This window comes from Staphylococcus sp. OJ82 (assembly GCF_000294465.1).
Classification (GTDB): domain Bacteria; phylum Bacillota; class Bacilli; order Staphylococcales; family Staphylococcaceae; genus Staphylococcus; species Staphylococcus equorum.
In genome coordinates this window covers 216,735-230,746 of sequence record NZ_ALPU01000011.1, presented here as the reverse complement: position 1 = coordinate 230,746, position 14,012 = coordinate 216,735, and the positions used below count along the sequence as shown (strand labels likewise).

Below are 14,012 nucleotides of genomic sequence, written 5' to 3'. Positions count from 1 at the left end.
TATGACGAAAATTGTAATTGTGAGTCATAGCGAAGATATTGCAAACGGTACAAAAGTATTATTGGAACAAATGGCAGGAGATGTTTCAATATTAATACAAGGTGGCGTTGAAGGTAAAATTGGAACATCTTACGATCATATTCAAGAAATGATTAATGATTTAGACGATGATGCACTTTGTTTCTATGATATTGGCTCCGCAGAAATGAACTTAGATTTAGCTATTGAAATGTATGAAGGTAAGTATCAAGTAGTAAAAGTCGATGCACCAATTGTTGAAGGTAGTTTTACAGCTGCTGTTAAATTATCAGTAGGCGGTTCTATCGAAGAAATTGTCGAAGAATTGAAACGCAATTTCGGATAAAAATTCACTTGTTCATACCGATAGATTATTGATATAGGTTAGGTAATTATAATATTATAAGGTCTTCAATTAATATGGCAAAAAGATTCATTTTTATATGAATATATAAATGGTATGTGGTAGAATAGAACCTAACTGTTATAGAAATCTGGATACCTAGGAGGACATTGCCATGAAAGATTTAATACAAAAGCATGTCTTAAACGGCGAATTCGAGTCAGTAAAACGTTTAATGTCCCAGACAGATTTTATGGAATTTGAAGAGGCTTACATTTCAAGTGCACATGAAGTAGAAAGCGTCATGTTTTATACATGTATTTTAGATATGATGAAAGTAGAAGAAACTGCAGAAATGCATGATTTGGCTTTTCTATTATTAGTTTATCCATTAAGTGAATTACAAGGTGCATTGGATTCAGCTTATTATCATGCAGAATCATCCATAAAACTTACGGACAGTAAAGAAGTGAAAAGTTTATTACAAATGTTATTGTTACATGCAGTTCCCGAACCAGTCATTTCTGATAAAAAAGCATTTGATGTGTCTCGACAAATACTTAAATTAGATCCGTCTAATAGTGTTGCGCGTAATGTGCTTAAAGAAACGGCTAAACGTATGGATAATGTCGTTGTAGACTTCAATGAATTAAATCGCTATAAAAATGCACATTAATTAACATGCTTAGCAATAAAACATATTTAACCGAAAAGCTCAGTTTTTAATTGAGTTTTTCGGTTTTTAATTTTGTTTTTCTATAAAAATTTATTAATTATAATATACATAATAAATTTTCACTGAGATTATAGAAATACAGCGACGATTTAAATGCTATGACATGTAGTTAACTTGAAAGCAATAAAAAATTAAAAAAATTTAGAGTTTTAAAATGGTGATAATAAGTGTATGGTGAATGTATAAAAATTCAAAAATAAAAGCTTTAATCTGTTTTAAACCCGCTAATACAGAGTTTTAATTTATATTTAAAAATTAAAGTGAATTTTTAAATGTATGTAAATTCACTAGATGATTAGTGTAAAAAAATAATTAATAGTGTTAATTTAAAATTTGTCGTGTTGCAAAATAATGACAGTGCGTTATAATAATTCAATGTGTTAACTTAAGAGGAGGTTATAAATCACATGGGCTTGAATAAAGAAGCTATAAAAATTGGTTTCGCTTATGTTGGTATCGTAGTAGGTGCTGGCTTTTCAACTGGACAAGAAGTAATGCAATTCTTTACTCCTTATGGGCTTTGGTCGTATCTAGGAGTTATTATATCAGGATTGATATTAGGGTTTGCAGGTCGACAAGTTGCTAAGATTGGTACTGCATTCGATGCACAAAATCATGAATCCACTTTAGATTATTTATTCGGTGGTGTATTTAGTAAGATTATTGATTATTTACTTATCTTCTTCTTATTTGGTATCTCAGTCACAATGATTGCAGGTGCAGGATCAACGTTTGAAGAAAGTTTTGGCATACCAACGTGGTTAGGTGCATTAATTATGGTGATTGCTATCTATATTACATTATTAATGGACTTTAACAAAATTGTACGTGCATTAGGTATGGTAACGCCATTCTTAATTATTTTAGTTGTTATCATTGCAATATTTTACTTATTTAATGGAAATATTTCCATTGCAGAAGTGAACAAAACAGTTCCAGAGGCGAGTATTTGGAAAGGTATTCTTTACGGTATTATTTATGGTGGATTAGCATTCGCGGTTGGTTTTAGTACAATTGTTGCAATCGGTGGCGATGCTTCTAAACGAAAAATATCTGGTGCAGGTGCGTTATTTGGTGGTGTTGTATACACAATATTACTAGCGCTTATCAACTTTGCATTACAATCAGAGTATCCAACAATTAAAGAGGCTTCGATTCCAACACTAACGTTAGCAAATGAAATTAATCCATGGATTGGTTTGGTATTATCGATTATTATGTTAGCAGTTATGTACAATACAATTCTTGGTTTAACGTATTCGTTTGCTGCAAGATTTACAGAGCCATATAGTAAAAATTATCATGTGTTTATAGTTGCAATGGTGCTCGTAGCTTATGCATTAAGTTTCGTAGGTTTCGCAGATTTAATTAACTTCTTATATCCAATCATGGGTGTAATTGGCTTAGTTGTAGTTATTGCAGTACTTATTAAATACTATGCAAGAAAAAATCAAAATAAAGATCACATAGCGTAATTGTGATGAAATAAAGTATATAAATAAAATCAGGATATAAATCCTAGATTTAATAAATGGCTGTTAGAATCCTATTGGATATCTAGCAGCCATTTTTTGTTTTAAAATATGATATTAACTTATATAGAGAAAATTTTATAATTATTAATGGTAGTTTATTAATTTGGTTTTAAAATAAAGAAAATAGCAGTTTTGTCTAATATAATCGTTCAAATAAATACTACTACGTACTAATTAATTATGATACAATGCATGCGAAAGGGAAGGTCGAGCATGAAGAAAAAACATAAATGGACAATTATCGCTATTGTTGTTTTTGTTATCGTTGCAATTGTGATTGCAATATTACTAAAGCAACAATATGACCGACAAAATGCCCAAGAATTTAAAGAAAAAGTACAAATTAATAATGAAAATGTAAATGCATTTACTAATATAACTTATAGTAGCGGGATACCCAATAGCCGCTTAGATATTTTAACACCTACTGAATTAGATCAAGATAATAAATTGCCTGTCATTTTTTGGTTACATGGTGGAGGATTTATTGCAGGAGATAAACAATATAAAAACCCGTTATTATCAAAATTTGCTGAACAGGGTTATATCGTAGTGAATATTAATTATGCACTTGCACCTGACTATAAATACCCGACACAGTTAAAACAAATTGATCGCGCAGTTCAGTTTATCAAACAGAACAAACATGAGTTACCTATAGATTTTGATCAAGTTGTTTTCGGTGGTGATTCAGCAGGTGCCCAATTATCCAGTCAATTTACAGCTATCCAAACAAATGAATCATTACGAGAAGATATGGAGTTTAATCAACAATTTGAACCAGATCAAATCAAAGCAGCAATCTTTTTTGGTGGCTTTTATGATATGAAAACTGTGAAAGAAACAGAATTTCCAAGAATACAGCTCTTTATGGAGAGTTACACTGGCAAGAGAGATTGGGAACAACAATTTAAATATATCAGTGAAATGTCTACGATAAACCAAGTGACAAAAGATTATCCACCAACATTTTTATCAGTAGGGGATGCAGATCCATTTTATAGTCAAAATATTGATTTTTATAAAAAACTAAAAGAAAAAGATGTTCCAGTGGATAAACTGTTTTATGATGGATCACATAATTTAAGACATCAATACCAATTTCATATGCAATTACCAGAGTCACAGCAAAATATGAAAGATACGTTGAGTTTCTTAAGTAGAAACACAAGTGCTTCTGGTGTAGAGAGGGAATTAAAACCTGAATCAAAAATTCCTGATGGGGTTCAATTGAATCCTTACTAATGTGTTAAGTTAGCTAGAAGTAATAAAGTTATATAAATAAATTCAAAAAACAGCTTATAGCTCTCCTGTAATGGATACTATAAGCTGTTTTTAGTTCTAGTCTTCTTTGTCAGACTTAATTCATATAACGAAATGTTATTAGAAAAATTAGATTTCTGTTCCATTCCCATTTATTAATTTATAATTAAACTATAATAGTGAAACGTTTAATATATAAACATTGAGGTAGACTAAAGTAATAACTTAGACATTATATATTTATTGAAATAACGTCCATCGATATAAAGTTTATCTCGAAGTTCGCCGTCAATCTGATATCCAGCAGCTTTAAATAAAGCTACTGCTGTTTCATTTTCAGGGACTACAGAAACTTCGATTCGGCGAATGTTATGGTTTAAGCACCACGCTTCAATAGAATTAATAAGTGATTGACCAAGCCCTTTTTCTCGATAGTGTCTAATAACACCCATGGAAAAATTGGCTTCATGACGTGTACGTTCAAATTTTTCAGTTGTTACGATTGAAAACCCAACAAGTTCACCATTATTTTCGGCAACGTATATTGCATTGGACGGTGATGTTATATAATGTTCCAAGTTTGAAACAGCATCACTGTTAGATGGAGCATACTCACCAGGATTATATATTAAATATTCAGATTCATCATAGATAGTAGTTAATAATTTTACAAATGGATCTATATCATTGATACCAATTTCACGAATTTGATGAACCATAAGTGTCCACTCCTTATTTCTATTTTGCTGATACTCAGTTATAGTATAACTTAACATCATTAGCATGATTTTACTAGGAGATATTTGAATTGGGCCAAATTAATATAAAGGAAGTATAACTATGAAACCTAATATTTTATTAGCAGGTGTAACAGGCTATATAGGAAAAAACTTAATACAATCCATTAAAGATGACGCAACGCTTTTTACGATGTCGAAATATCCTAAAGAAGATGAGTTTCAAGAAGTAACATGGTTAAAAAAAGATATTTATAATTATAATGATGTCCTTGAGTCAATGGAAGGTATGGATATGGCCATCTATTATTTAGATCCAACCAAGCATTCAGCAAAGCTGACAAAAGCAACAGCTAGAGATATGAATTTAATTGCTGCTGATAATTTTGGGCGTGCGACGGCTAAAAAAGGAATAAAAAAAATCATTTATATTAGTGGTAGTCGCTTTGATAATGAGTCAATAGAGCGATTGTCTGCGTATGGAACGCCTGTCGAAAAAACAGAAGTAAAAGTTTCACGACCTCATGTTGCAGTCGAGTTACAAGTTTCAAAGTATGATGATGTACGCAGTGCACTTAATGTACAACTGCCAATGAACTGGACCTTAAATCAGATGGTGGAATATTATTTTGATTGGTTAAATAAAACTAAAGGAACGATGTTACATACTTATAATGAGGGCGATAATTTTGTTGTTTATATAAAAGATAAACGCAATCCAATACTTGTACTTCATAAAACGGTAACAGAAAGTGATATGATTACATTAAATTTAGTAGGTGGATCGATAGTGAAACCGAATTTAACGAAACAAGGAAAGTTAGAATTTCGAAAACTGGAAGGTACACAAACTGTAATTGTTCATTTATATGATTATATTCCTAAACTCATTTGGCCGGCGTATTACTTGTTCCAATCGCCATTTCAAGATTTGATGATGAGAGGATTCGAAATAGATTGTCGTATTAAGCATTTCAATGGTCGTATACAGTCAGGAGAAGAAATAAAATATACTAAATAATTGAAAAGGTGATCATGTGGACATTTTATTAGTAGAAGATGATATGACATTATTTAAAGAACTGAGCGAAGAATTAGAGCAATGGGACTTTCAAGTGCATGGCATCAGTGATTTTAATGATGTTATGTCAAAGTTTGAAGCAGTGAATGCTGCAATTGTAATTATGGATGTTAAATTGCCTAAGTATGATGGTTTTTATTGGACTCGAAAAATTAGAGAGGTCTCCAATACACCTATTCTTTTCTTATCTTCACGCGATAATCCAATGGATCAAGTTATGAGTATGGAATTAGGCGCAGATGACTATGTCCAAAAACCATTTAATACGAGTGTACTTATTGCCAAACTACAAGCTATATATAGACGTGTTTATCAATTCAGTATTGAGGAGAAGCGTGTATTGTCTTGGCAAGAAACGACTTTAGATTTATCTAAAGACAGCATTAGTAAAGGTGATGCTCAAATCTATTTATCTAAGACTGAAATGGTTATTTTAGAAATGTTAGTGAAAAAGCAAAATCAAATCGTTACTAGAGATACTTTGATTACAGCATTGTGGGATGATGAAGCATTTGTAAGTGATAACACGTTAACTGTAAACGTGAATCGTTTAAGAAAAAAATTAGCTGATATTGATATGAATGATGCGATTGAAACTAAAATAGGCAAAGGGTATATGGCGCATGGCTAACATTAAATGGTTATTAATTTTCCTTCGTTCTCGATTAAATTGGATACTTTGGCTCATATTATTACATTTCATTTTTCTATTTATTGCATATTTAGATTACGATATCAGTGTAAGTAGTATTTTTTATATTATTATTTTGAATTTAGGAATCTCAGTGATTTTTTTGTTATATACATATATAAAGGAAGTAAAATTTTTCAAACACTTGTACAATAACATCGAGCCTGAAGAACTAAAACATAAATCTCTTGCTGATACTCCCTTTCAACAAGAGATGGTAAATTATTTATATAATCAAATTACTAGTCAGAAAAGGTTAGTTACAACTCAAAAACAACAAATTCAAACAACTGAAGCGTCATTAACTGATTTTGTGCATGACATTAAGACGCCAGTAACAGCAATGAAGCTACTTATTGAAAAAGAGCGAGATGTAGAGAGAAAGTACGCCTTGCTTTATGAGTGGTCGAGAATTAATGGAATGTTAGACAGACAATTATTTTTAACGAGATTAGAGTTTCAAAATAATGATTTATACTTTGAACATGTAGCATTAAAACGTCTTATTATAGAAGAAATACAAATCACAAGGTATATTAGTCAATCTAAAGGCATTGATTACGATCTTGATTTTGAAGCGGACTACGATGTCTATACAGATACAAAATGGTGTCGGATGATGATAAGACAAATTTTATCTAATGCCATCAAATATAGTGAAGATAGTACAATTCACATAAAAGCCCATATAGTTAATAAACATATAACACTTGAAATTATAGATGAAGGTAGAGGAATTAGTAAGAAAGATTTGCCGAGAATTTACGATAAAGGATTCACTTCCACTGCTTACCGTAATGAGACTACTTCATCGGGCATTGGTTTATATTTAGTAGGTAACGTTAAAGACAAATTAGGAATACGAGTAGATATCACTTCCGAAGAACAAATAGGAACAAAGGCTACATTTATGTTTCCTAATCAAAATGAACTTATTGCAAGACTATCTGAAAAGCATTGATAAAGTCTTACGGCTTTTGGAAGTAATTTGTGTACACTTTCCGTCAGCACAGTCTCATCTGGGAGTCTTCGACTATTGCTTTATTAACTAAGATGGACTTGAGCCCAATCACTTCCATTTTCAAAGAAAAGAATACAATTAATCGTAATTGTCCTTGTTCTGAAGCATTGAAGTTTTTTAACTTTCAATGCTTTTTTTATTATGAATATAAAACGTTAATTATGGAATTCGCCAATTTGAAATGGGGACTAAAATATATTTTAGAATATTATATTTTAAAAGAATATTTTATTCTTACAAGTTCTAAATGTTAATAGATTGTAAATTTAATTGTGGAATTGTAAATTTTGTGCTATTTTCATATAAGGACAAATCAACATTTGCGAGATTTTTTAACCGGTATAGAAGCAAAGACTCATTTTCATGAAGGTAAGGGCACATTAAGTAATGAAATGATGAGTGAATTGTAAATCTTGCCAATTTTAATTTGTCTTAAAAGAGTTTTGATTTTTTAAATTTATTGAAGCTGATTGGAAACAGTCGCTGTAAATGGAGGATTTTTTGGATGTTTAACAAGAAAAAAGATAAGTTCATGGTGCAACTTGAAGAAATGGTCTTTAACTTAGATCGAGCTGCAATTGAGTTTGGGAAAATGGATTTTAATACGCACTTAGATCTGAAAGCTTATTCAGACAATATTAAAAAATATGAATCACACGGTGATGAATTAATGCATCAAGTGATTTCCGATTTAAACCAAACCTTCATTACACCAATCGAACGAGAGGATATCCTTTCATTATGTAATGCAATTGATGATGTTTTAGATGCAATAGAAGAAACGTCAGCGATGTTTGAAATGTATTCAATTGAATATACAGATGAATATATGGCTGAATTTGTTGATAATATCCAAAAAGCTATTGCAGAAATGAAATTAGCTGTTGGTTTACTCGTTGATAAAAAATTATCTCATATGCGTATTCATTCTATTAATATTAAAGAATTTGAAACAAATTGTGATGGCATTTTACGTCAATCAATCAAACACATTTTTAACAGTGAAACAGATCCAATAACGCTTATTAAAATAAAAGAAATTTATGAAAGCATGGAAGAAATTGCAGATAAATGTCAAGCTGTAGCGAATAACTTTGAAACTATAATTATGAAAAATAGCTAAGGAGTCCTAACTAATGGAATATATTTTAATCATCACAGTAGCTATTGTTATTTTTTCACTTATCTTTGACTTTATCAATGGTTTTCATGATACAGCCAATGCTGTCGCTACTGCTGTTTCAACTCGTGCATTAACGCCTAGAACTGCTATTATATTAGCATCAGTTATGAACTTTATTGGTGCATTAGCTTTTACTGGAGTTGCAGGTACAATAACTAAAGATATTGTAGACCCATTTAAATTAGAAAATGGGCTTGTTGTGGTGCTATCGGCTATCATTGCAGCGATTTTTTGGAACTTGCTTACTTGGTTTTATGGTATACCGAGTTCATCTTCGCATGCGTTAATTGGTTCCATTGCAGGTGCAGCTATCGCATCTCAGGGGTCATTTGCCGTATTACACTATGAAGGTTTTACAAAAATCATTGCTGTTTTACTTATATCACCAGTAATTGCTTTTTGTGTAGGTTTCATTATGTATTCAATTGTTAAAGTCGTATTTAAAAATGCAAACTTAACAAAAACAAATAGAAACTTTAGATTCTTCCAAATTTTCACAGCGTCGTTACAATCATTTTCACATGGTACCAACGATGCTCAAAAATCAATGGGTATTATTACATTAGCTTTAATCGTAGCTAACTTACAACCAAGTGGTACTGTTGAACCACAATTGTGGGTTAAAATTGCCTGTGCTACTGCTATGGGGTTAGGGACAGCTGTTGGTGGTTGGAAAATCATTAAAACAGTTGGTGGCAATATAATGAAAATTCGTCCGGCTAATGGTGCTGCGGCAGATTTATCATCTGCTTTAACAATCTTTGTAGCATCTTCATTACATTTTCCGTTATCAACGACACATGTTGTTTCTTCATCTATTCTAGGTGTAGGTTCATCTAATCGTATTAAAGGTGTGAAATGGAATACTGCACAACGTATGATTGTTACATGGGTTATTACAATGCCTATTTCTGCAATTGTTGCTGCCCTTGTATATTTCGTTGTGAATATCTTCCTGTAAGTAGGCATGGTATAGCATGATTAGCGTTTTAAATAATAAAAGAGTTTGGACGTGATTGTCTATTCTCAAAAATAGGAACACCAAATTATTACTTTTATAATTTGGTGTTCTTTATTTATAGACATCAGTGGCTTTGTTATGAGCAGTTTATAAGTTGTATTAACAAGAGTAGTAAAGATATTTGTACGCTCATAAGACGACTGAGTGAGCTTATGAATGATATTATATGTAATTTTCTTTAAAATTTTTCAAATTAAAAAGCAGTTAGAGTTCTAAAGAGAAGTCTAACTGCTTTTTATTCAATATTATATTCATAGATTAATGAATATAATTATAGCTTGAAGCTTGTGAAGCTGGGATTGTACGATAATCCACTGTCCCTGGTGCTGTATTATAATTCATTTCTGAAATTAAAATACTACCATCTGGATTAACTTGTTCTACATAAGCCACGTGACCGATAGGGCCTTCGTAATTTTGCATAATTGAACCAACGCTTGGTGTATTATTTACAGTATAACCATCTGCTGCTGCATTGTTTGCCCAATGATCAGCGTTCCACCAATATGTGCTGATTGGTTTGCCGGTCTCAGCTCTACGATTGAATACGTGCCATGTACATTGACCCCAATCGTATAGATTAGCATCACTTGCTGAAGAACTACCTGTATTTGGAGTTGTTGTACCACCAGAACCGCCAGAACCACCAGTTGCACCTGGAATTGTTAACGTTTGATTAGGATAGATTATGTATCCACTCAAATTGTTTGCTGATATAAGTTCATCTACTGAAACACCATAATTATTGGCAATGATGTTTAGTGACTCACCAGATTCTACAGTATGCGTTGAACCACCAGATGATTGTGAAGAAGAGTTTGAACTTGAGCCTTGCTCTTGTGAACCACTTCCACCAATTTCAATAACTTGTCCCGGAAATACGATATTGTTATTGAGATCATTACTTTGTTTGATTTCATCTACTGATACACCGTATTGTTGTGAAATTGTCCAAAGTGACTCACCAGATTTTACTGTGTGTTGTGTTGATGCATCGGCTTCATGATTGGAAATAACCGCTGCAGCGCCTGAAGCAGCTGTTACTGCAAATGCTAACTTTTTCAAAAAGAACTCCTCCTTCAATTCCTATATATCCCAAAAGCAGATATGTATTAAATATATGTGATAGTTTCTTTAATCTCAATTCACGTTCCATACTATCAAAAATCAGGTGTTTTGTGGGTGTTGTTATAAAGATGTAATATTATTAACATTTGAGTACAAAAAGGATGAAGTGCCTTTAAGACGTTTCTTGTGCGATTTATAAGACATTATAAAGAGATAATTGTATTGAACTTTTTCGTGTTTGTAACAATTAAGTTGCTTGTAGTTATAAATAAATAGACTCAGCTAAAGAGATTTGGAAAATTATGTGGTTCATGTTTGGTATTGTTTGAAATAGTGAAAGTTAAAGTATTACGCTTATTGAAAGATTATAGTATGTTATTAATGTTATTATAATATTCAAGTATTTAAATACTTTTTTATAGTTAAGGAGTGAATCAATTGGCTGAAACTGCACAACATATAAATAAGCATAAACAACAGTCTAAAGATAAGTCTAAGTCTCATGCTTACGGAAAAGTATGGCTCTTTTTTGTCTATTACTGGATTATTTTTGGCATTGGTTGTTACTTCGGACAATACTTGCCGTTGGAATGGAGAAGACCTTTATCTTTCGTGTTACTTGGTTTAGTTCTTATCACCGTTATTTTTAACAGAGCGCGTAAATATGGTTTAGTAATTTCTCACATATATGCAATTGTAGTAGGATTGCTATCATTCGCAACATTTACGACATATATGCAAAATTTAGGACCTGAAGTATTCTATAAAAATGTGATTCTTGCCATTGCAGGATTTATGGTGTTTGGTATTATAGGCTTTTTTGTAATTGGCAATGCCGCAAGTATGGGTAAATACTTATTTGTAACATTAGTAGCCCTAATTGTTGCAAGCTTGATTGGTATGTTTATTCAAAATTCATTGTTCCACACGATTATTACTGTGGTAGGTCTATTATTGTTCCTGCTTTACACCTTATACGACTTTAACCGTATGAAACGGGGTCAATTCTCACCAAGAGAAATGGGCTTTAATTTATTCATCAATTTATTACACATTATAAAATACGTTTTAAGACTAGCGAATAAATTTAGAAGATAAAGTATGAAGTAATTATAGTTAAAGTACTTGGTTTTTGATAGTTAATTATTTAACATGTTAACACCCTTAAAGTAGATTTTAGTAATCAACTTTAAGGGTGTTTTTTTATATAGCAATTATATAGTGATGACACGATTTAAAAAAGAGCAATCTAATTAGTTGTTATTATAATTTAGTTAAATTAATGAAAAAGTGTTGACAAATTTAAATATTTTATTCAAAATTGCGTAAAGATAAAAGTATGTTGTTTCAAATAAAAAATACAAAAATAAAAAGTGTTATTTTAGTAAGTGTTAGAAACATTCATCATATTTTCATGTGGAGGTGTGATAGCAATGAATGAAGAGAAAAAGGCTCAATTTTTAAATGTTTATAAAAAATATAAAAGTTTAACGCATTACATAGAACAAAAATATAAATTGACAATAAATGATGTAGCAGTTTTAGAATTGGTTCAACAAAATTGTAGTGAAAAACATATGTTGATGCAGCCATTTTTAAAAATAGCTACTGCGGAATTGGATTTGAGTAGAACCAAAGTGCTTGCTTCAATTCGTCGTTTGATTGATCAAGATAGAGTGAGTAAGCTACGTTCAACAGAAGATGAACGTAAAGTATATTTATTAATGAATGAAAAGAACGCTGCACATTACGAAGCATTATTAGATGAAATTGAATCATATATTGAATAAAATATATAGTTTCAAGTAAAGAAATGTCTCTTGTTGATTCATATTTTAAGATGATTTAAAAGACTAGTGGTATACATGAAATTCAATTGTGTATGGCTAGTCTTTTTTATTATGTAATATATAAGGTGCGATTATTTGTCATTTATATACGTAGTTCTATGTAATAGAGCGAAATTATTGTATAATATATCATGTTAATAAAAATATTTTTCGAGAAAGTGTGATGAAAGTATGGGACGTAAGTGGAATAATATTAAAGAGAAAAAAGCGCAAAAGGACAAAAATACAAGTCGAATTTATGCTAAATTCGGTAAAGAAATTTATGTAGCGGCTAAATCAGGTGAACCAGATCCGGAATCAAACCAAGCGCTAAGATTAACTTTAGAAAGAGCTAAGACTTATTCTGTACCGAATCATATTATTGATCGAGCGATAGAAAAAGCTAAAGGAGCAAGTGAAGAAAACTACGATGAATTAAGATATGAAGGTTTTGGACCAAATGGTTCAATGATTATCGTAGACGCATTAACAGAAAATGTGAATAGAACTGCTTCTGATGTACGTGCAGCTTTTGGTAAAAATGGCGGTAATATGGGAGTTTCAGGCTCAGTTGCGTATATGTTTGATCATACGGCTGTGTTTGGTATTGAAGGCAAATCAGCAGACGATACGTTAGAAGCGTTGATGGAAAAAGATATCGATGTGAGAGATATCGTTGAAGAAAATGGGTTAACTATTATTTACGCTGAACCAGATCAATTTGCTCAAGTTCAAGATGCTCTACGTGAAACAGGTGTCGAAGAATTTAAGGTTGCTGAATTTGAGATGTTGCCACAATCAGATATAGAATTATCTGAAGAAGATCAAGAAGCTTTTGAAACACTAGTTGATGCTTTAGAAGATTTAGAAGACGTTCAAAACGTTTTCCATAATGTGGACTTGAAGTAATATGGGTGAAAATATCCAGTATTGGCTTAATCAACTAGATTTACAACCCCATCCAGAAGGTGGCTATTATAAAGAGATTATCAAAGCTAAATCAAATAATCTAAATGAAAGACCAGTATATTCAAGTATTTATTTCTTGTTAACACATGACAATATATCGCATTTTCATCGTATCGATGCAGATGAAATATGGTATTACCACGCTGGAGATTCTTTAACAGTGCATATGATTCATTCAGATGGACGTTATCAAAGTGTGACAATAGGCAAAGACCTTGAAGCGGGGGATGTTTTACAATATGTAGTTCCAAAAGGAACGATTTTTGCTTCTTCAATTGAAGGTGAAAATGGTTATGCACTTGTAGGCTGTATGTGCCAACCTGCATTTGAATTTGAACATTTTGAACTATTGAGTAAAGAATGGTTGAATAATCAATTTCCAAGTTTAAAAGATATACATGAACGTTATGCTTTATCCGAAAGTGATATAGCTGGAAATTAATTGTTCTTTAATTTAAAAATTTAGATATTAATAAAGGCCTATCAGATTTTTAAGTCTGATAGGCCTCTCAATTTT

Annotated in this window: 15 protein-coding genes; 13 read left to right on the top strand and 2 right to left on the bottom strand. The window is 31.5% G+C overall.

Going from position 1 to position 14,012, the window contains the following annotated elements; genetic code table 11:
• The first annotated feature begins 1 nt into the window (after position 1).
• From dhaM to SOJ_RS11980, 4 genes are all read left to right on the top strand, one after another.
• Positions 2 to 364 carry a dihydroxyacetone kinase phosphoryl donor subunit DhaM gene (gene dhaM / locus SOJ_RS11995; RefSeq protein WP_002508378.1) on the top strand — a complete coding sequence of 121 codons (363 nt, stop codon included), beginning with the start codon at positions 2 to 4 and terminating at the stop codon, positions 362 to 364.
• A 172-nt stretch (positions 365 to 536) separates the two neighbouring features.
• On the top strand, positions 537 to 1,037 hold the full coding sequence (locus SOJ_RS11990) for a hypothetical protein (protein WP_002508377.1): 501 nt from the start codon (positions 537 to 539) through the stop codon (positions 1,035 to 1,037).
• A gap of 467 nt (positions 1,038 to 1,504) precedes the next feature.
• Entirely contained in the window at positions 1,505 to 2,572 is a 1,068-nt protein-coding gene (locus SOJ_RS11985) for a YkvI family membrane protein (protein ID WP_002508376.1), read from the top strand.
• A 273-nt stretch (positions 2,573 to 2,845) separates the two neighbouring features.
• A complete protein-coding gene (locus SOJ_RS11980) occupies positions 2,846 to 3,877 on the top strand; it encodes an alpha/beta hydrolase (RefSeq protein ID WP_002508375.1) in 1,032 nt (343 codons plus the stop codon).
• 230 nt (positions 3,878 to 4,107) lie between these two features.
• Here the strand turns inward: SOJ_RS11980 and SOJ_RS11975 are convergent, their stop codons facing one another.
• A complete protein-coding gene (locus SOJ_RS11975; RefSeq protein ID WP_002508374.1) occupies positions 4,108 to 4,614 on the bottom strand; it encodes a GNAT family N-acetyltransferase in 507 nt (168 codons plus the stop codon).
• 121 nt (positions 4,615 to 4,735) lie between these two features.
• Here SOJ_RS11975 and SOJ_RS11970 point away from each other — a divergent pair, with 121 nt between their 5' ends.
• The 5 genes from SOJ_RS11970 (at position 4,736) to SOJ_RS11950 (ending at position 9,569) form a co-directional block, all read left to right on the top strand.
• A complete protein-coding gene (locus tag SOJ_RS11970) occupies positions 4,736 to 5,653 on the top strand; it encodes a hypothetical protein (RefSeq protein WP_002508373.1) in 918 nt (305 codons plus the stop codon).
• Positions 5,654 to 5,669: 16 nt separating this feature from the next.
• On the top strand, positions 5,670 to 6,344 hold the full coding sequence (locus SOJ_RS11965; protein ID WP_002508372.1) for a response regulator transcription factor: 675 nt from the start codon (positions 5,670 to 5,672) through the stop codon (positions 6,342 to 6,344).
• The gene (locus tag SOJ_RS11960) at positions 6,337 to 7,365 is read left to right on the top strand and encodes a sensor histidine kinase (RefSeq protein WP_002508371.1); all 1,029 of its coding nucleotides are present in this window, start codon (positions 6,337 to 6,339) and stop codon (positions 7,363 to 7,365) included. The genes SOJ_RS11965 and SOJ_RS11960 overlap by 8 nt, the downstream gene beginning before the upstream one ends.
• A gap of 565 nt (positions 7,366 to 7,930) precedes the next feature.
• Positions 7,931 to 8,548, top strand: a complete 618-nt coding sequence (locus SOJ_RS11955; RefSeq protein ID WP_002508370.1) for a DUF47 domain-containing protein — start codon at positions 7,931 to 7,933, stop codon at positions 8,546 to 8,548.
• Between the two features lie 13 nt (positions 8,549 to 8,561).
• A complete protein-coding gene (locus SOJ_RS11950) occupies positions 8,562 to 9,569 on the top strand; it encodes an inorganic phosphate transporter (protein ID WP_002508369.1) in 1,008 nt (335 codons plus the stop codon).
• Positions 9,570 to 9,887: 318 nt separating this feature from the next.
• On the opposite strand, the gene SOJ_RS11945 is transcribed toward SOJ_RS11950, so the two are convergent.
• On the bottom strand, positions 9,888 to 10,694 hold the full coding sequence (locus SOJ_RS11945; protein WP_002508368.1) for a LysM peptidoglycan-binding domain-containing protein: 807 nt from the start codon (positions 10,692 to 10,694) through the stop codon (positions 9,888 to 9,890).
• A gap of 441 nt (positions 10,695 to 11,135) precedes the next feature.
• Between SOJ_RS11945 and SOJ_RS11940 the strand changes: the two genes are divergently transcribed.
• From SOJ_RS11940 to SOJ_RS11925, 4 genes are all read left to right on the top strand, one after another.
• The gene (locus SOJ_RS11940; RefSeq protein ID WP_002508367.1) at positions 11,136 to 11,795 is read left to right on the top strand and encodes a Bax inhibitor-1/YccA family protein; all 660 of its coding nucleotides are present in this window, start codon (positions 11,136 to 11,138) and stop codon (positions 11,793 to 11,795) included.
• Between the two features lie 335 nt (positions 11,796 to 12,130).
• Positions 12,131 to 12,487, top strand: coding sequence for a transcriptional regulator, SarA/Rot family (locus SOJ_RS11935; RefSeq protein ID WP_002508366.1), 357 nt, complete (start codon positions 12,131 to 12,133; stop codon positions 12,485 to 12,487).
• A gap of 231 nt (positions 12,488 to 12,718) precedes the next feature.
• Complete coding sequence (locus tag SOJ_RS11930) at positions 12,719 to 13,435, top strand: YebC/PmpR family DNA-binding transcriptional regulator (RefSeq protein ID WP_002508365.1); 717 nt, start codon at positions 12,719 to 12,721, stop codon at positions 13,433 to 13,435.
• Position 13,436: 1 nt separating this feature from the next.
• On the top strand, positions 13,437 to 13,937 hold the full coding sequence (locus tag SOJ_RS11925) for a cupin domain-containing protein (protein WP_002508364.1): 501 nt from the start codon (positions 13,437 to 13,439) through the stop codon (positions 13,935 to 13,937).
• The last annotated feature ends 75 nt before the right edge of the window (positions 13,938 to 14,012 follow it).